The organism is Kosakonia sp. MH5 (assembly GCF_009935945.1).
Taxonomy (GTDB): domain Bacteria; phylum Pseudomonadota; class Gammaproteobacteria; order Enterobacterales; family Enterobacteriaceae; genus Kosakonia; species Kosakonia radicincitans.
Window position 1 is genome coordinate 117219 of sequence record NZ_QODH01000005.1, and the last position, 19091, is coordinate 136309.

Sequence of the window (19091 nt, forward strand, 5' to 3'; positions counted from 1 at the left end):
AGCAGTCGCTTGCAGACATTTGTACGAAGCCATAGCAAGTGCGATACACTTTGTTCATGAATTTAAACACGTTGAATAAATCATGCGTCCGGTTCTCTCCTCTCTGCTGTTGACCGCAAGCCTGATCGCAGGCATCGCCCAGGCGGCAGTCACGCCTGCTCCGCTGGCGGATATTCGCGACAGCGGTTTTGTTTATTGCGTCAACGGCCAGGTCGATACTTTTAACCCGCAGAAAACCAGCAGCGGTTTGATTGTTGATACGCTGGCCGCGCAACTCTACGATCGCTTGCTGGACGTCGATCCCTACACTTACCGGCTGGTGCCGGAACTGGCGGAAAGCTGGGAAGTGCTGGATAACGGTGCAACTTACCGTTTTCGTCTGCGCGATAACGTTGCCTTTCAGACCACGCCCTGGTTCACTCCGCACCGCGCATTAAATGCCGACGACGTGGTATTTACTTTTCAGCGCATTTTCAACCGCAATCATCCCTGGCATAACGTCAACGGCGATAGTTTCCCGTACTTCGACAGTTTGCAGTTTGCCGATTCCGTCGACAGCGTGCGCAAGCTGGACAACCGCACCGTCGAGTTTCGCCTGAAAAAACCGGATGCCTCATTTTTATGGCATCTGGCAACACATTATGCCTCGGTGATGTCGGCGGAATACGCAGGCGAACTGGCGAACAAAGATCGGCAGGAACTGATCGATCGCCAGCCGGTCGGCACCGGCCCCTATCAGCTTGATGAGTATCGCGCCGGGCAATATATTCGGTTACAACGTCACGAAAAATTCTGGCGCGGTAAACCACTGATGCAGCAGGTGGTTGTCGATTTAGGCTCCGGCGGTACGGGCCGTTTATCAAAATTATTGACCGGCGAGTGCGATGTCCTGGCGTGGCCAGCCGCCAGCCAGTTGACCATTCTGCGTGACGACCCGCGCCTGCGCCTGACGCTGCGTCCGGGGATGAACATCGCCTATCTGGCATTTAATACCAACAAACCGCCGCTGAATAACCCGCAAGTGCGCCATGCGCTGGCACTGTCAATCAATAACCAGCGCCTGATGCAGTCGATCTACTACGGCACAGCGGAAACGGCGGCGTCAATTCTGCCCCGCGCCTCCTGGGCTTATGATAATGAAGCCAAAATCACCGAATACGATCCGGATCAGGCGCGCGAACGGCTGAAAGCGCTGGGGCTGGAGAATCTCACATTACAACTGTGGGTGCCGACCAGCTCACAGCCCTGGAACCCCAGCCCGCTGAAAACCGCCGAGCTTATCCAGGCCGATATGGCGCAGGTCGGCGTTAAAGTGGTGATCGTACCGGTGGAAGGCCGTTTCCAGGAAGCGCGATTGATGGACATGAACCATGATTTGACACTCACAGGCTGGGCGACGGACAGTAACGATCCGGACAGTTTCTTCCGCCCGCTGCTGAGTTGCGCGGCTATAAACTCGCAGACCAACTTTGCGCACTGGTGCGACCATGAATTCGACGATGTGTTGCAAAAAGCGCTCGCTTCACAGCAACTTGCTGCGCGAATTGATGATTATGACGAAGCCCAGCAAATCCTCGCTCGCGAATTGCCGGTGCTGCCGCTGGCCTCCTCGCTGCGTTTACAGGCGTATCGATATGATATTAAAGGGCTGGTGCTGAGTCCGTTCGGCAGCGCCTCTTTTGCCGGGGTCTCGCGGGATAAACAAGAGGTGTCGAAGCCATGATTATCTTTACTTTGCGTCGTCTGTTGCTTCTGTTGGTGACCCTCTTTTTGCTGACGTTTGTCGGCTTCAGCCTGAGCTATTTCACGCCACACGCGCCACTCCAGGGCGCCTCGCTGTGGAACGCGTGGGTGTTCTGGTTTAATGGCCTGCTGCACTGGGATTTTGGCGTATCCAGCATTAACGGCCAGCTTATTTCAGAACAGTTAAAAGAAGTATTCCCCGCCACCATGGAACTCTGCCTGCTGGCTTTTGGCTCCGCGCTGGTGATCGGTATCCCGGTCGGGATGCTCGCCGGGGTAATGCGCAGTAAGTGGCAGGATTCACTGATTAGCGCCATTGCGCTGCTCGGCTTTTCCATTCCGGTGTTCTGGCTGGCGCTGCTGCTGACGCTTTTCTTTTCGCTCAACCTTGGCTGGCTGCCGGTGTCCGGGCGCTTCGACCTGCTCTATCAGGTAAAAACAGTCACCGGATTCTCGCTGATTGATGCCTGGCTTTCGGACTCGCCGTGGCGCGATGAGATGATGGCCAGCGCTTTGCGCCATCTGATATTGCCGGTAATGACGCTGGCGGTAGCGCCAACGACGGAAGTGATCCGCCTGATGCGAATCAGCACCATTGATGTATTCGACAAAAATTACATTAAAGCGGCGGCGACGCGCGGTCTTTCACGCGTTACGATTTTGCGCCGCCATGTGCTGCATAATGCCCTGCCGCCGGTGATCCCGCGCCTTGGGCTGCAATTTTCCACCATGCTGACGCTGGCGATGATCACTGAAATGGTATTCAGCTGGCCGGGCCTTGGGCGCTGGTTGATTAATGCCATTCGCCAGCAGGATTACGCGGTGATTTCGGCCGGTGTGATGGTAATTGGCTCGCTGGTCATTATTGTCAACGTGCTGTCGGATATTCTGGGTGCGCTGGCGAACCCGTTGAAACATAAGGAATGGTATGCCTTACGATAGCGTTTATAGCGAAAAACGCCCGCCCGGCACGCTGCGCACAGCCTGGCGTAAATTTTATGGCGATACCACCGCGATGATCGGTCTGTACGGCTGCGGCGCGCTGGCGTTGCTGTGTATTTTTGGCCACTGGTTCGCGCCTTACGGTATCGACCAACAGTTCCTCGGTTATCAGCTTTTACCGCCATCATGGTCGCGCTATGGCGATGTGTCATTTTTCCTCGGCACGGATGATCTGGGGCGTGATGTGCTGAGCCGTCTGTTAAGCGGCGCAGCGCCAACAGTAGGCGGTGCATTTATCGTCACGCTGGCTGCCACGCTGTGCGGACTGGCGCTCGGCATTTTTGCGGGTGCCACCCACGGGCTGCGTTCAGCCGTGCTGAACCATATTCTCGATACGCTGTTATCGCTGCCGACACTGCTGCTGGCGATTATTGTGGTGGCATTTGCTGGTCCGCATCTTACTCATGCGATGTTCGCCGTCTGGCTGGCGCTGTTGCCGCGCATGGTGCGTTCGGTCTACAGCATGGTGCATGACGAGCTGGAGAAAGAGTATGTGGTCGCTGCCCGGCTTGATGGCGCGTCAACGAGCAATATCCTCTGGTACGCCGTGCTGCCTAATATTACCGCCGGGATGGTGACGGAAATCACCCGTGCGCTGTCGATGGCGATTCTGGATATCGCTGCGCTGGGCTTTCTCGATCTCGGCGCGCAGCTTCCCTCCCCTGAATGGGGCGCAATGCTCGGCGATGCGCTGGAACTGATTTATGTCGCGCCGTGGACCGTGATGCTACCGGGCGCGGCCATTATGATTAGCGTGCTGCTGGTTAATATCCTCGGCGACGGGATCCGTCGTGCGATCGCGGCGGGAGTCGAATAATGCCACTTCTTGATATCCGCAATCTGACCATTGAAGTGAAGACCGGCGATGATTGGGTTAAAGCCGTCGATCGCATCAGCCTGACGCTTGCAGAAGGTGAAATTCGCGGGCTGGTGGGCGAATCTGGTTCGGGTAAGAGCCTGATCGCAAAAGCGATTTGCGGCGTCACCAAAGATAACTGGCGCGTCACCGCCGATCGCATGCGCTTTGACGATATTGACCTGCTGCGTCTCTCGGCGCGCGAACGCCGCAAGCTGCTCGGCCATAACGTGTCGATGATTTTCCAGGAGCCGCAATCCTGTCTCGATCCCTCGGAGCGCGTCGGTAAGCAGTTGATGCAAAACATTCCCGGCTGGACGTGGAAAGGCCGCTGGTGGCAGCGCTTTGGCTGGCGTAAACGCCGGGCTATTGAGCTTCTGCACCGCGTCGGGATTAAAGATCACAAAGATGCGATGCGCAGTTTCCCCTACGAGCTGACTGAAGGCGAATGTCAGAAAGTAATGATCGCCATCGCGCTGGCTAACCAGCCGCGCCTGCTGATTGCTGACGAACCGACGAACGCGATGGAGCCGACAACCCAGGCGCAGATTTTCCGCCTGCTCGACCGTCTTAACCAGAACAACAACACTACCATTATGCTGATCAGCCACGATTTACAAATGCTCAGCAAATGGGCCGACCGCATTAATGTGATGTATTGCGGGCAAACGGTGGAAACCGCGCCCAGCGAAGAGCTGGTGGTTACGCCGCACCATCCGTATACGCAGGCGCTGATCCGCGCGATTCCGGATTTTGGCAGTGCGATGCCGCATAAAAGCCGCCTCAACACAATGCCTGGCGCCATTCCGCTGCTTGAGCAACTGCCGATTGGTTGCCGCCTCGGGCCGCGCTGTCCGTATGCGCAGCGCAAATGCGTCGAAACACCGCGTCTGACTGGCGCGAGAAACCATCTTTATGCCTGCCACTTCCCGCTGAATATGGAGAGCGAATGATGGTTGAGACCTTGCTTGAAGTGCGTAACCTGAGCAAAACCTTCCGCTACCGCACAGGCTGGTTCCGTCGTCAAACCGTGGAGGCAGTTAAACCGTTAAGTTTTACCCTGCGCGAAAAGCAGACGCTGGCGATTATCGGCGAGAACGGTTCCGGGAAATCGACGCTGGCGAAAATGCTGGCGGGCATGGTCGAACCCTCTTCCGGCGAGCTGGTGATTGACGATCAGCCGCTGCATTATGGCGACTATACTTTCCGCAGCCAGCGCATTCGCATGATTTTTCAGGATCCCACGACATCGCTCAACCCGCGTCAACGTTTGTCGCAAATTCTTGATTTTCCGCTGCGCCTGAACACAGATCTGGAGCCGGAAGCACGACGAAAACGCATCCTGGAGACGCTGCGCATGGTGGGGTTGTTGCCGGATCATGTCAGCTACTACCCGCACATGCTGGCGCCAGGACAAAAACAGCGCCTTGGTCTGGCGCGTGCGCTGATCCTGCGGCCGAAGGTGATCATCGCCGATGAAGCGCTGGCCTCGCTGGATATGTCGATGCGTTCGCAGTTAATTAACCTGATGCTGGAATTGCAGGAAAAACAGGGTATCTCTTATATCTATGTCACCCAGCATATCGGGATGATGAAGCACATTAGCGACCAGGTGCTGGTTATGCATCAGGGCGAAGTGGTGGAGCGCGGTAGCACTGCCGATGTGCTGGCCTCTCCGCTGCATGATTTAACAAAACGTTTGATCGCCGGGCATTTTGGCGAAGCATTAACCGCTGATGCCTGGCGTAAAGACCGCTGATTGACGAGATTCAGTGGTCGGATTAACTCATTCGGCGACTCATGATAGAATCGCCGCGTTTTAACGACGAGCGCCCCATGAAGAGGACGCTCGCCACAACAATGAATATAAGGATTAAAGCTATGGGTTTTCTTTCCGGTAAGCGCATTCTGGTTACTGGCGTCGCCAGCAAACTCTCCATCGCATACGGCATCGCACAGGCAATGCATCGCGAAGGCGCTGAGCTGGCATTCACCTACCAGAACGACAAGCTGAAAGGCCGTGTTGAAGAGTTTGCCGCCCAGCTGGGTTCCAGCATTGTTCTGGAATGTGATGTTGCTAAGGATGAGAGCATCGACGCCCTGTTTGCGGACCTGGCGAAAGTCTGGCCGAAATTTGACGGTTTCGTTCACTCCATCGGCTTCGCTCCGGGCGATCAGTTGGACGGCGACTACGTCAACGCGGTAACCCGCGAAGGTTTTAAAATCGCACACGACATCAGCTCCTACAGCTTCGTGGCAATGGCTAAAGCCTGCCGCCAGATGCTGAATCCGGGCTCCGCGCTGCTGACGCTCTCCTACCTGGGCGCTGAGCGTGCGATCCCGAACTACAACGTAATGGGTCTGGCTAAAGCCTCTCTGGAAGCGAACGTGCGTTACATGGCGAATGCCATGGGCCCGGAAGGCGTGCGTGTTAACGGTATTTCCGCAGGTCCGATCCGTACGCTGGCGGCGTCCGGTATTAAAGACTTCCGTAAAATGCTGGCGCACTGCGAAGCGGTTACCCCGATTCGCCGCACTGTGACCATTGAGGACGTGGGCAACTCCGCTGCGTTCCTGTGCTCCGATCTCTCCGCCGGTATCTCCGGTGAAGTGGTTCACGTAGATGGTGGCTTTAACATCGCTGCGATGAACGAACTGGAAATCAAATAATTTCCCCTCGCCCCTTCTCTGAAGGGGCTTTTCCTTCGATATGCCATTCTGATATTTATTATCACCTAACAATCTTTCATCCCAAACTTGCCATGCGCCAGGATAAAGCAGCAAAAAAGATCCGGCGTATAGACCTGACGTCGAATCCGGATCGCCACTTTCAGACCAAGGAACGACCATGGAACGACGCCGGACAGAAGGCAAAAACCACTGGTACCATGAGACCCAGTCGAGTGCCAGCCGTGCGCAGGCGCTACCGCTGGTTCCCGAAGCCGCCACGGTAAATGACCCTTTCCTGCTCGATATCGCCCTGCCTGAAGACCAGGCTGCCAATCTTGACGGTATTGTGACACCCGCCCGCAAGCTCTACGCCCTGCTCTTTCCGCAGCGCGTGACGGTTAATCGCCTGCGCACCTTCAGCACCTACGATCGTCTCAGCACTGCGCTTACCGTAGCGCAGGTTTTTGGTATTCAGCGGTTATGCAACCACTATGCAGCGCGACTCGCACCGCTGCCTGGCCCGGATTCTTCGCGGGAGAGTAACTACCGGCTGGCGCAAATCACGCAATATGCCCGCCAGCTTGCGGCTTCACCGTCAGTGATTGACGCCCGCGCGCGGCAGCAACTGGAAGATGTCGGTTTAACCCAGTATGACGTGGTGGTTATCACGCAAATTATCGGCTTTGTCGCTTTCCAGGCCCGTGTTCTGGCGATATTGCAGGCCGTTCTCGGCCAGCCTGTGCGAGTGATCCCTGGCATGGAGGTACAACAGGAAGCCGATGCCTCACTGTTCGCTCACGCCGATATCATATGGGAACCCGCCATTGATGCCGTGGATTTGCGCATTGCTAACGCGCCACAGATGGAGTCGCTGGCTCACTGGCAACCGCTACCGGAACTGCGCCTGCTCGCCCCGCTGCTGGCACATGAACATTTGCAATTAAATGCGCTGGGCGAGATTTGCGACAAGCTGACCAGAGCGACGCCGAATAAACAGCTCGCCGGGCTTACCGCGCTCTATACTGCCCGCATTAATGGCAGCGTCGGTTGTTTCGCCGAAGCGCTACAACGTGCGCCGCAGGAGAGATCGATGGAACACGCCTTGCGCGGCGGCGAGCGCGAGGTTAATCGCGAAACGGCCGACAATCCGCAAATCAGGGCATTGCTGCAGTCCGTGCAATTGCTTACCTGCGCCGCCGATCGCTTCAGCCCACTGCACTTTTCACTGCTTGTTGAGCAAGGTTTCAGTCGCCAGGCAGCGGTGAGCCTGCTGATGGGCTGCGCCCTGAACGGCTGGCTTAACCGCCTGAAAATCGCCCTCGGGCAAACTACCTTCCCTGAGACGGAATAACGCAGCGGCAAGCGGCTTCGCCGCCGCTTGCCCACACAGATTTTGCTGAAACAGCGCTTGCCGCAACCAGCAGAATCGCGTAAAACTGTCAGCCGCTCTTTTAGCCACGAAAATACATAACTATGTTTCAGGACAACCCGCTGCTAGCGCAGCTTAAACAGCAACTTCATTCCCAGACACCACGCGCGGAAGGTGTTGTAAAAGGCACGGAAAAAGGCTTCGGATTTCTGGAAGTCGATGCGCAAAAAAGCTACTTCATTCCGCCGCCGCAGATGAAGAAAGTGATGCACGGTGACAAAATCATCGCCGTCATTCACAGCGACAAAGATCGCGAAAGCGCAGAACCTGAAGAGCTGGTCGAGCCGTTTCTGACCCGTTTTGTCGGTAAAGTGCAGAAGAAAGACGATCGTCTTTCCATCGTACCGGATCATCCGTTGCTAAAAGACGCCATTCCCTGCCGCGCGGCTCGCGGCGTGGAACATGATTTTAAAGAAGGCGACTGGGCCGTTGCGGAAATGCGTCGCCATCCACTCAAAGGCGATCGCGGCTTCTATGCCGAACTGACGCAGTTTATTACCTTTGCGGAAGACCATTTTGTTCCGTGGTGGGTTACCCTGGCGCGCCATAATCTGGAAAAAGAAGCGCCGAACGGCGTGGCGACGGAAATGCTTGATGACGGTCTGCAACGCGTCGATCTGACCGCGCTGGATTTCGTCACTATCGACAGCGCCAGCACTGAAGATATGGACGATGCGTTGTTTGTGGAAGAGACCGCCGACGGCAAACTGCAACTGACCGTTGCTATCGCCGATCCTACCGCGTGGATTGCTGAAGGCAGCAAGCTGGATGATTCCGCCAAAGTGCGCGCCTTCACCAACTATCTGCCGGGCTTTAATATCCCGATGCTGCCGCGCGAACTCTCCGACGATCTCTGCTCTCTGCGCGCGAACGAAATCCGCCCTGCGCTGGTTTGCCGCATGACGCTGGATGACGAAGGTAGCATCGAAGAGAATATCGAATTCTTTGCCGCCACCATCGAATCGAAAGCCAAACTGGTTTACGACGAGGTCTCCGACTGGCTGGAAAATACCGGCTCATGGCAACCGGCGAATGAAGCGATTGCCGCGCAGATCCGTCTGCTGCATCGCGTAAGCCAGCTTCGTTCACAGTGGCGTCAGACCCACGCGCTGGTGTTCAAAGATCGCCCGGATTACCGCTTTGTGCTGGGTGAAAAAGGCGAAGTGCTGGATATCGTGGCCGAACCGCGCCGCATTGCGAACCGCATTGTTGAAGAGGCGATGATCGCCGCCAATATCTGCGCCGCTCGCGTTCTGCGCGACAAGCTGGGCTTCGGTATTTATAACGTGCACCTTGGTTTTGATCCGGCGAACAGCGAGCAACTGGCCGCCATGCTGAAAACCCATGGCATGCATGTTGATGCGGAAGAAGTGCTGACGCTGGAAGGTTTCTGCAAACTGCGTCGCGAACTGGATGCTCAACCGTCAGGCTTCCTCGACAGCCGTATTCGCCGCTTCCAGTCGTTTGCCGAGATCAGCGTTGCGCCAGGCCCGCACTTCGGTCTTGGCCTCGAAGCGTATGCCACCTGGACTTCACCAATCCGTAAGTACGGCGATATGGTTAACCATCGTCTGCTGAAAGCGATTATTAAAGGTGAAACGCCGAAGCGTCCGCAGGACGAAACCACCGTGCAGATGGCTGAACGTCGCCGTCTGAATCGCATGGCTGAACGCGATGTCGGTGACTGGCTGTACGCCCGTTTCCTGCAAAACAAAGCCGGTACAGACACCCGTTTTGCAGCCGAGATTATCGATGTCAGCCGTGGTGGTATGCGCGTGCGCCTGGTCGATAACGGCGCCGTCGCGTTTATTCCGGCCCCCTTCATTCACACTGTGCGTGATGAGCTGGTTTGCAGCCAGGAAAACGGCACGGTGCAAATCAAAGGCGAAACAGCGTTTAAAGTGACGGATGTTATTGATGTCACGATCGCCGAAGTGCGCATGGAAACCCGCAGCATTATCGCGCGTCCGGCCCTGTAAAAACCTCACCAGCGGCTCCTTCCCCGTCGAAGGAGCCGTTTTTCGCTGCGATCCCTCCCGCATTTTTTTTCAATTCCTCCCACAACCCGGTAAAAACAGCCACAATAAAACCAGGTCAACTTACTGTTTCGCCCCGATTTATACATTTTTCGCGCCAGCTCTGCTGATACCCGGACTCGCGTTAATGGCATATTCTAAGAAATACAACGCGTTCGTCCTGATGGCCCTTTAACCTGGGCGGTGTTACGCCCGTAAAATGAGTACCCGTTGCGCTTTTAGGTGGGTTGGGAGATAGCATGAAAGACTCGCAGGAACAGAATCTGCTGTTTCGTTACCTGGGTTCGAATAGCCCATTCTGGCGATTGAGCGCCGATAGCAACGCCCTGCACTTTGCCCCCGATGAAACTGCCGATATCAGCCAGGTAGTGCCTCTGACTGATGAGCAGGCGGAACAGATCCGCGAAATGACGGTGATCACTTCCAGCTTAACTATGCATATTTCCGTTTACGGTGAAGAGATGTCCATCCATCTGGTCGGGCGCAAAATTTCCCGCCGGGAATGGGCTGGTACCGCTTCGGCATGGGACGATACTCAGTCTGTCGCCCGCGACCTGGTTCAGGGGCTCTCTTTTGCTGAACAGGTGGTTTCGGAAGCTAATTCAGTGATCGTGATCCTCGACCGCCTCGGCAATATTCAGCGCTTTAACCGATTGAGCGAAGAATATACCGGCATGAAAGAGCAGGAAGTGATCGGGCAAAATGTCTTTAAGCTGTTTATGAGTCGCAGCGAAGCCGCCGCCTCAAAGCGCAATATCACGCAATTTTTTAGGGAAGGTTCATCCTATGAGGTGGAGCGCTGGATCAAAACGCGCAAAGGCCAGCGCCTGTTTCTGTTTCGCAATAAGTTCGTCCACAGCGGCAGCGGTAAAAACGAGATCTTCCTGATTTGCTCGGGCACGGATATTACCGAAGAGCGCCGGGCACAGGAACGATTGCGGGTGCTGGCTAATACTGACACCATCACCGGTTTACCTAACCGCAATGCCATTCACGAGATGATCAGCGACGCCATTGCCAACCGGGGCGATACGCAGGTCGGGATTGTGTATCTCGATTTAGATAACTTCAAAAAGGTCAACGACGCGTATGGCCACATGTTCGGCGATCAACTGTTACAGGCGGTTGCACTGGCTATTTTGAGCTGCCTTGAAGAAGGCCAGGTGCTGGCAAGGCTCGGCGGCGATGAGTTTATTGTGCTGGGGACGAATACTTCTCAGAGCACTCTCGAAGCAATGGCTTCCCGTATACTGACACGCCTGCGTCAGCCCTTCCGTATCGGGCTTATCGAAATTTATACGGGGTGTTCATTGGGTATTGCGCTTGCACCGCAGCACGGTGCCGATCGCGAAAGCGTGATCCGCAATGCCGACACGGCGATGTATACCGCCAAAGAGAATGGCCGTGGGAAATTTTGCGTCTTCTCGCCGGAGATGAATCAACGTGTTTTTGAATATATCTGGCTGGATACCAACCTGCGCCGGGCGCTGGAAAAAAACCAGCTCGTCATTCACTATCAACCCAAAGTGACCTGGCGCGGCGAAGTTCGCAGCCTGGAAGCGCTGGTGCGCTGGCAATCACCGGAGCGCGGATTGATCCCGCCGATGGATTTCATTGCTTATGCGGAAGAGTCGGGGCTGATTGTTCCGCTCGGGCGATGGGTCATGCTGGAGGTGGTGCGTCAGCTCGCGAAATGGCGAGACAAAGGGATCAATTTGCGCGTTGCGGTCAACGTTTCAGCACGCCAGCTCGCCGACCAGACGATTTTTAGCGACCTGAAACAGGCGCTTCACGACCTCAATTTTGAACACTGCCCTATTGATGTCGAACTGACAGAGAGTTGCCTGATTGAAAACGCTGAACTGGCGCTGTCGGTTATTCAGCAATTCAGCGCATTAGGCGCGCAGGTGCATCTGGATGATTTCGGTACCGGCTATTCGTCTCTGTCGCAGTTGGCACGTTTTCCCCTGGACGCCATCAAGCTCGACCAATCTTTTGTCCGTGAAATTCATAAACAATCCGTTTCGCAATCACTGGTGCGCGCCATCGTCGCCGTGGCGCAGGCGCTGAATTTGCAGGTGATTGCCGAAGGAGTAGAGAGTGCAAAAGAAGACGCCTTTCTGACCAAGAATGGCGTCAATGAGCGGCAGGGGTTTCTGTTTGCCAGACCGATGCCCGCTGCCGCGTTTGAGCGCTGGTTTAAGCGCTATCAGGCGCGAAAGATGCGTTAGCTGGCATTACGTAAGCTCACCGCAGTGTGCCGGTTTTGCAGCAACACCAGGCGTTCCATATAAGCAATATCTTTTGGCTGGACGCAAAACGCCGCATCCACCCAATCTTCCGTAATATCCATCAACTCGCTGCGCGGCAGTTGCAGTACCCGCTGCCGTGCACGTAGCATTGCGCGAACACCGTTCAGACGGGGCTGGAGCGTATCGATAAAAGTACGTACCGCCATAAACCCCTGCCCGACATCAAAGGTCTGATCCACCAGCCCCTGCTGTTCGTACCACTCTGCGGTATGCGACTCGCCTTTGTAGATCAGGTCTTCCGCCAGTTTCATACCAGAACGGCGAACGACCAGCGAATAGGCTCCCATACCGGGAAAGAGGTTAAAGGCTATTTCCGGGAACCCCATACGGGCATCACGTTGCGCTAACAGAAAGTGGTGCGCCAGCGCCGCTTCGAAACCACCGCCGAGCGCGCTGCCTTCGACCATCGCCAGTGAAATCGCACCGGTGTCAAAGCCGCGTGACGCGGCATGGACACAGTCCACACAAGCACGGGCGTAGGCACGTAGCGCTTCGCGTCGTCCATTTTTAATGCATTCAACAAAGAATTGTAGATCTCCGCCTGTGTTGTACATACCGGGAACCAGCGAACCTGTTACCCAGAAATCCACTGCGAACCCTGCCCGTTTGACGAGCCAGGAGATATTCATGATCTCTTCAATCAATGCGTGGTTGAAGCAAGGGCGCGGCCTGGCGCGCAACATCATCCACACGGTACGTCGCTCCTCCTCATAGTATCCAGAAAGTTGCGTAAAACGTTCATTATCAGTAAACAGTTTGCACGTAGCCTGGTTGATAACAGTCATTGCTTTATCCTCCGGTAAAAAAAGCGCATTGCGCGCACTGCAAGACTAATCCACGCCAGAACCGGGCTGCCTGTGACATAATGAATATATGCTGAGTGCTTATAAGAATTTGAGATTTCGTTTTTTTTCTTCTCTTTTTACACTCTTTTCTGCATCATTAATTTATTCATTTTTCGATATAAAGGTGAAGGTATGGCAGACATTGACCTTAAACTCCTTGCGGGCCGGATCGATACCGTTCTGGACATACTGGTTGCCGGAGACACACAATCTGCAATTCGCAATCTGGAGATTCTGAAGGCGGAATTATTGGATCTCGACAACAACGACAAGGCCTCCTCTTCTGGCGCGCCTAAAACGCCCTGGGAAATTTGATCTTTCATTTTCACCATCACGCGGCAGCAGGATGCGATAGCCGCAGTGGTGATGTCCGAATTCAATACCTGATTAAAACGACACGACTATGAATTCCCGACAACAAATTATTCTGCAAACGGTGATTGATAAAGGCCAGATGAGCGTCGCCGATCTGGCTCGCATGACCGGCGTTTCTGAAGTCACGATTCGCCAGGATCTGAATACGCTGGAGAAACAGAGCTATCTGCGCCGCACACACGGTTTTGCCGTGCCGCTGGATAGCGATGATGTTGAAACGCGCATGATGAGTAACTACACCGTCAAGCGCGCGCTGGCGGATTTTGCCGCCTCTCTGGTTAGCCCAGGCGAAACTGTATTTATTGAAAACGGCAGCAGTAATGCGCTGCTCGCCCGCAAGTTAGGCGAACAGAGCGACATCACCATTATTACTGTCAGCAGCTATATCGCGCACCTGCTGAAGGAGTCGCTGTGCGATGTGATCCTGCTTGGCGGCATCTACCAGAAAAAGAGTGAAAGCATGGTTGGCCCGCTGACGCGGCAGTACATCCAGCAGGTGCACTTCAGTAAAGCGTTTATCGGTATCGATGGCTGGCAGTCGGAAACGGGTTTTACCGGTCGGGATATGATGCGTACTGATGTCGTTAATGCGGTGCTGGAAAAAGGCAGCGAGGCGATTGTGCTTACCGATAGCTCCAAATTTGGTGTGATGCATCCTTATACGCTAGGCCCGGCTGAACGCTTCCAGCGGGTGATTACCGACGAAAAACTCTCTTCCGAAGCACATCAACAACTTCGCCAGGCAGGCCTGATCGTTGATATTGTTAAACCCGGTATTACTGATTAATTCTCCGCCCGCGAAAGCGGGCTATCTTACTTATATCTGGGAATATTCCGACGCGTTGATTAAGAGTTTTTACCTGTCTGACTTTCTGCCCGCGAGTAAAATTAATATTAGCGATATAACAGGAAGTGACTATCACTCGCGTGATTGTATTACACCTGCGCAGCAAGGTTTCACGGAAGTGCTTTAAGGTGGGCTACAGCTTCTATACTTAAAGAGAACATTTTTCCGTGAATCGATAATTCAGGAGAAAGTATGATGATGTTAACAAGTAAAAAAATGGCCACCGCACTTCTCACCGTAACCTTGGCAATGTCTCTGAGCGCCTGCGGTCACTGGGATAAACGTTCTCGTAATACTGCCATCGGCGCAGGTGCGGGCGCGCTGGGTGGTGCTGTACTGACTGATGGTAGCACGCTGGGTACATTAGGTGGCGCGGCTGTCGGCGGTATTATTGGCCACCAGGTTGGTAAATAATTGGTCATTGAAACGGCGACAACAAGAAAATAAATATACTTTCTTTTCAGGTCTGAGTTACGCAGTGTAAAAATAAGGCCGCGATTTATATCGCGGCCTTTCTGTTTTATCCACCGGCAAGTTTGACTTTCATTCCTTTGGCTTCCAGCAGCGATTTTAATAAATCACGCTTGTCCCCCTGGATCTCAATTACGCCGTCTTTTACCGCACCGCCGCATCCACATTTTTTCTTCAATTCAGCGGCCAGTTTCGCCAGTGTTTCATCATCAGAATCGATACCGGTGATCAGGCACACGCCTTTGCCTTTGCGTCCGCTGGTCTGACGTTGAATACGTACAATGCCATCGCCTTTCGGGCGTACGGCAGCCTCTTTGGGTTCGTCAATACGCCCGGTTTCCGTCGAATAAACCAGACGGCTGTTGTTGTCGCTCATTAAGCCCCCTTACCCAGCGAAGCGTTGATGGCTTTCAGGGTTGCGGCCGGATCTTCCGATTGCGTAACCGGGCGTCCAATTACCATATAGTCTACGCCTGCAAGCTGCGCCTCTTCCGGCGTCATAATACGGCGTTGATCGCCCGCTGCACTGCCCTTGGGACGAATGCCCGGCGTCACCAGTTTAAACGCCTTACCCAGTTCGCTTTTGAAACGTACGGCTTCCTGAGCAGAGCAGACTACGCCATCAAGGCCGCACTGCTGCGTCAGGCGCGCCAGACGCTCAGCATGCTCTGCCGGTGAGGTGTTGATGCCCAGATCCTGTAAATCGCTGGCTTCCATGCTGGTTAACACGGTCACAGCGATCAGCAGCGGCGCATCGGAGCCAAAAGACGATAGCGCCTCTTTCGCCGCCGTCATCATCCGCGCCCCACCCGAGGCGTGAACGTTAACCATCCACACACCGAGTTCTGCCGCTGCTTTCACCGCATGCGCCGTGGTGTTAGGGATATCATGAAATTTCAGGTCGAGGAAAATATCAAAACCACGCTGTTGCAGATCGCGCACCAGTTGCGGCCCGAACAACGTAAACATCTCTTTGCCCACTTTCAGGCGGCAATCGCGGGGATCGATGCGGTCGACAAACGCCAGTGCTTTGTCGCGGTTATCGTAATCAAGTGCCACTACCACCGGGGAAGCAGTCACAGCGCGGGAAGTCGATAAAGGAGTAGATGTCATGATCAGACCTTCTGAAATGAGGCACCCGCACAGGCGCGAAGTGAATAAACGGCGTGCATTCTACCTGCGGGAGCCTGGAAATAACAGTTTCCATTTTTCGCCTGCAAAGCGATATTACTGCGCAGGTCTGACAAATGGGTGTTTAAATCCATTAGTATGTTGTAACTAAAATAAGGGCTTTTAAAAAAATCACTGCCCATCGAGGCCGCGAATAGGCTTAACCGTTGACCACGCCCGGCATGACGGACAGTGCCAGTAAATGGTAAATGCCGTAAAACCGCATTTATGGCAGCGGTAGCGCGGTTTACTGCGCACCTGCTCACCCACCATGTCGCGCAGCACCATCAGGCTCTCTTTCGCACGCCCTTCCTCTGCATCATTCAAATGATAATCGATAAGTTTGTGGAACACACGCATGGTCGGATGACGCTGTACCTGTCGGGTCACGTAGCTCTGCGCAGCATCTGCCCCATCACGCTGCTCAATGATTTCCGCCAGCATCAGTTCCGCGATGGCGCCAACGTTCTCTTCAACACAACGTTGTAGAAAAGCTGCCCACTCGTCATTTTTGCCCAGTTGCTGATAGCAGGTCTGGAGCATATCCAGCGTTTCGCATACCAGCTCCTTATCCTGCTCGATAACCCGCAACAATGTTTCGACCGCTTTACTGTACTCCCCGTTGGTCATAAACACCCGCCCCATCATGATGGAGACGCGTGGGCTATTACGATCGGCGGCGGCACCTTTTTTCAGCAGCCCCATCGCACGATCCATATCTTCATTGCCCATCTGTTGCAGCGCCAGCTCACAGTAGAAATGGGCGATCTCGACGAGTTGCTTCTCTTTGCCGAGTTTCACCAGCCGCTCAGCCACATCAATCGCTTTCTGCCATTCACTGGTGGCCTGAAAAATTTGCAGCAATTGCTGCAGTGCGTTGACGCGGAAATCCGTCTCATCGACCAGTTGCTTGAACATATCTTCGGCCCGGTCATACAGACCCGCCGCCATATAGTCACGACCCAGTTGCTGCACGGCCAGCAGACGCTGGTCATAGGTGAGCGAAGCGCTTTCCATCAGCGTCTGGTGTATGCGAATAGCGCGATCCACTTCGCCGCGCGAGCGGAACAGGTTACCAAGGGTGAGATGAGCTTCGACGGTGCCGGTATCCTCTTTCAACATCTCGAGGAACAGATCTACAGCCTTATCTTGCTGGTTGCTGAGTAACAGGTTAACCCCGGCCACATATTCACGTGAGAGCCGGTTAGCTTCATCCTGCTTTGTTTGTTGAGCATTTCTGCGCCCCATATACCAGCCGTAGGCAGCGGCGACAGGTAACAACAGAAACAGCAACTCCAGCATAAAATATTATTCCTTCACCGCCGCTGTGCCGGAGACAACCGGTACATCTGAGGCGGGAGCAAGCTGGTGCTCAAGTCGTTTGATCTTACGTTCCGCGCGAACCAGAGAGACACGCACGCGTAGCCAGAACAGGCCGCAAATCAGCCAGCCGATGATAAACCCGGCTGCAAACAGCACAGCCAACAGCGTAGAAATGCGATATTCGCCCTGCGCGAGTAAATAATTGAATGTCACTTGCTGATCGTTTTGCGCACCAAGCGTAATCGACACGACAAAAATCGCTAATACCAGTAAGAAAATGAGTAAATATTTCACATTACATCCCGTTATGTGGTTCAGGCGACGAATTTCTATGCAAATGACTGCACGCAGCCTTATAACCTATCATTTTAGCGCCCATCGTGGAATGAAATTACATAATGCCAAATTCCGATTTGCGGGCGAAATATCGAAAATCAAGTCTCGCGATCTCTGGCGACAATTTCTGGCACCTCTTGCGCAGGCGGCGTTAATGGCCCACACAGGCATTGCGCCAGCCAGGTTGCCAGCGTAACCAGCAGCCAGGAGATCAGCGTTGCGACCACCAAATCGCGCGGCCAGTGCATACCCAGCAATAAACGGCTACCCATTACCCCGGTTGCCCATACTAGCAGGAAAACAATGGTCCATGTCCGTCTGCGCGGCCACAATAACCCCACACCCAGCAGCGCCCAGCTGGCAGCGAACATAGTGTGCCCGGAAGGAAAGGCAAAACCGGTCCCTTTTTGCCAATGTTTACGTAAAAAACCAGGAATATCATGCTGTCCGGAGAGTTGCGATTTTACCAGTTCTCCCCGTGCCTTACGCTTTAAAGTGTAGAACTCATCCGCCGGGATATTGTGCGTTTTTTCCAGCCATAACACGAAAGGACGCGGTTCCTGTACCCGCTCTTTGACGAAGGATTTTACCCCCTGCCCGACCAGGATTGCGCATCCAAGAATAGCAAACAGCATCAGCGCCGCTTTCAGGCGAAAACGCAGGCACCAGAGAAACCAGCCGCACAGCGCCACGTGCGTAATAATCCCCCACGGTTGCGTAACCGTTTCGGTTAGCCAGAAGAGAAAATGGAGCCACCATCGGGATTGTCCGGGCTGCCAACTCCAGCCGGAAACCCACACGGTCAGCGGCATCACCAATAAAATCGCCGCTCCCACAGTTGTACGCTTTACAATTGACAGCATGTCCTCTCCTTTCTGATAAGCGACTCAATCATAACCGAAATATAACATTCACGCTAAAAGCGCCGTATTTGTGCGTTTAACCAGCAATGGAATGGTCACTTGTAGGTGTTATTCAGTGCATTGTGGCAAAATACACCTATACAGAAGGCCAACAGGCTAAAGGCGCGCAGTGCGCCAATATAATTCGGAGATTCACATGCAACTTAAACGTGTGGCAGAAGCCAAGCTGCCAACCCCATGGGGCGACTTCCTGATGGTGGGTTTTGAAGAACTGGCTACCGGGCAAGATCACGTTGCTCTTGTTTTCGGCGATATTTCCGGGCAGTTGCCTGTCCTGGCGCGCGTGCACTCGGAGTGTCTGACCGGTGACGCACTTTTCAGTTTGCGTTGTGACTGCGGTTTTCAGCTTGAAGCGGCCCTGAATCATATCGCCGAGGAAGGCCGTGGAGTGTTGCTTTATCATCGCCAGGAAGGCCGTAACATTGGTCTACTGAATAAAATTCGCGCTTATGCGTTGCAGGATCAGGGCTACGACACCGTTGAGGCCAACCATCAACTGGGTTTCGCCGCCGATGAACGCGATTTCACCCTGTGCGCCGATATGTTCAAACTGCTGGGCGTCGATGAAGTCCGCCTGCTGACCAATAACCCAAAGAAAGTGGAAATCCTGACCGAAGCCGGGATCAACATCGTGGAACGCGTACCGCTGATTGTCGGCCGCAACCCGAAAAACGAACATTATCTGGATACCAAAGCCGAAAAAATGGGGCATCTGCTGAAATAAGCTGCCCGATGAAAGTAAAAAGGCCCGCA

General features: G+C 54.2%; 19 protein-coding genes. 13 read left to right on the plus strand and 6 right to left on the minus strand.

The window, feature by feature from the left end:
• The first annotated feature begins 82 nt into the window (after positions 1-82).
• The 9 genes from sapA to pdeR all read left to right on the plus strand — a co-directional run bounded on the left by sapA (position 83) and on the right by pdeR (position 11967).
• A complete protein-coding gene (gene sapA, locus DK872_RS15025; RefSeq protein ID WP_007371956.1) occupies positions 83-1723 on the plus strand; it encodes an ABC transporter substrate-binding protein SapA in 1641 nt (546 codons plus the stop codon).
• Positions 1720-2685: a putrescine export ABC transporter permease SapB gene (sapB, locus tag DK872_RS15030; RefSeq protein ID WP_007371955.1), complete on the plus strand. Its 966-nt coding sequence runs from the start codon at positions 1720-1722 to the stop codon at positions 2683-2685. The genes sapA and sapB overlap by 4 nt, the downstream gene beginning before the upstream one ends.
• Positions 2672-3562: a putrescine export ABC transporter permease SapC gene (gene sapC, locus DK872_RS15035; protein WP_007371954.1), complete on the plus strand. Its 891-nt coding sequence runs from the start codon at positions 2672-2674 to the stop codon at positions 3560-3562. The genes sapB and sapC overlap by 14 nt, the downstream gene beginning before the upstream one ends.
• Positions 3562-4554, plus strand: a complete 993-nt coding sequence (gene sapD / locus DK872_RS15040; protein WP_007371953.1) for a putrescine export ABC transporter ATP-binding protein SapD — start codon at positions 3562-3564, stop codon at positions 4552-4554. The genes sapC and sapD overlap by 1 nt, the downstream gene beginning before the upstream one ends.
• Entirely contained in the window at positions 4554-5360 is an 807-nt protein-coding gene (gene sapF / locus DK872_RS15045) for a peptide ABC transporter ATP-binding protein SapF (RefSeq protein WP_007371952.1), read from the plus strand. Before sapD ends, sapF begins: the two co-directional genes overlap by 1 nt.
• A 122-nt stretch (positions 5361-5482) precedes the next feature.
• The gene (gene fabI, locus DK872_RS15050; RefSeq protein ID WP_007371951.1) at positions 5483-6271 is read left to right on the plus strand and encodes an enoyl-ACP reductase FabI; all 789 of its coding nucleotides are present in this window, start codon (positions 5483-5485) and stop codon (positions 6269-6271) included.
• 178 nt (positions 6272-6449) lie between these two features.
• Positions 6450-7622: a hypothetical protein gene (locus DK872_RS15055; protein WP_007371950.1), complete on the plus strand. Its 1173-nt coding sequence runs from the start codon at positions 6450-6452 to the stop codon at positions 7620-7622.
• Between the two features lie 122 nt (positions 7623-7744).
• Positions 7745-9679: an exoribonuclease II gene (locus DK872_RS15060; RefSeq protein ID WP_161518500.1), complete on the plus strand. Its 1935-nt coding sequence runs from the start codon at positions 7745-7747 to the stop codon at positions 9677-9679.
• A gap of 296 nt (positions 9680-9975) precedes the next feature.
• Positions 9976-11967, plus strand: coding sequence for a cyclic di-GMP phosphodiesterase (gene pdeR, locus DK872_RS15065; protein ID WP_035885541.1), 1992 nt, complete (start codon positions 9976-9978; stop codon positions 11965-11967).
• Here the strand turns inward: pdeR and DK872_RS15070 are convergent.
• Positions 11964-12833, minus strand: a complete 870-nt coding sequence (locus tag DK872_RS15070; RefSeq protein ID WP_007371947.1) for a crotonase/enoyl-CoA hydratase family protein — start codon at positions 12831-12833, stop codon at positions 11964-11966. The two genes, pdeR and DK872_RS15070, sit on opposite strands and share 4 nt — an antisense overlap.
• A gap of 192 nt (positions 12834-13025) precedes the next feature.
• Here DK872_RS15070 and DK872_RS15075 point away from each other — a divergent pair, with 192 nt between their 5' ends.
• From DK872_RS15075 to osmB, 3 genes are all read left to right on the plus strand, one after another.
• Complete coding sequence (locus DK872_RS15075) at positions 13026-13208, plus strand: hypothetical protein (protein WP_007371946.1); 183 nt, start codon at positions 13026-13028, stop codon at positions 13206-13208.
• 88 nt (positions 13209-13296) lie between these two features.
• A complete protein-coding gene (locus tag DK872_RS15080; protein ID WP_161518501.1) occupies positions 13297-14055 on the plus strand; it encodes a DNA-binding transcriptional regulator YciT in 759 nt (252 codons plus the stop codon).
• Positions 14056-14310: 255 nt separating this feature from the next.
• Positions 14311-14529, plus strand: a complete 219-nt coding sequence (gene osmB / locus DK872_RS15085; protein WP_035885807.1) for an osmotically-inducible lipoprotein OsmB — start codon at positions 14311-14313, stop codon at positions 14527-14529.
• Between the two features lie 106 nt (positions 14530-14635).
• Here osmB and yciH read toward each other — a convergent pair whose 3' ends face one another.
• The 5 genes from yciH to pgpB form a co-directional block, all read right to left on the minus strand.
• Complete coding sequence (yciH, locus tag DK872_RS15090) at positions 14636-14962, minus strand: stress response translation initiation inhibitor YciH (RefSeq protein WP_035885536.1); 327 nt, start codon at positions 14960-14962, stop codon at positions 14636-14638.
• Entirely contained in the window at positions 14962-15699 is a 738-nt protein-coding gene (gene pyrF, locus DK872_RS15095) for an orotidine-5'-phosphate decarboxylase (protein WP_007371942.1), read from the minus strand. The genes yciH and pyrF overlap by 1 nt, the downstream gene beginning before the upstream one ends.
• Before the next feature lie 189 nt (positions 15700-15888).
• Positions 15889-17058, minus strand: a complete 1170-nt coding sequence (lapB, locus tag DK872_RS15100; RefSeq protein ID WP_161518502.1) for a lipopolysaccharide assembly protein LapB — start codon at positions 17056-17058, stop codon at positions 15889-15891.
• 6 nt (positions 17059-17064) lie between these two features.
• Positions 17065-17373, minus strand: coding sequence for a LapA family protein (locus DK872_RS15105; RefSeq protein WP_007371940.1), 309 nt, complete (start codon positions 17371-17373; stop codon positions 17065-17067).
• Positions 17374-17513: 140 nt separating this feature from the next.
• Positions 17514-18278, minus strand: a complete 765-nt coding sequence (pgpB, locus tag DK872_RS15110) for a phosphatidylglycerophosphatase B (RefSeq protein ID WP_007371939.1) — start codon at positions 18276-18278, stop codon at positions 17514-17516.
• A gap of 196 nt (positions 18279-18474) precedes the next feature.
• Here pgpB and ribA point away from each other — a divergent pair, with 196 nt between their 5' ends.
• Positions 18475-19062: a GTP cyclohydrolase II gene (gene ribA / locus DK872_RS15115; RefSeq protein ID WP_007371938.1), complete on the plus strand. Its 588-nt coding sequence runs from the start codon at positions 18475-18477 to the stop codon at positions 19060-19062.
• Positions 19063-19091 lie beyond the last annotated feature (29 nt).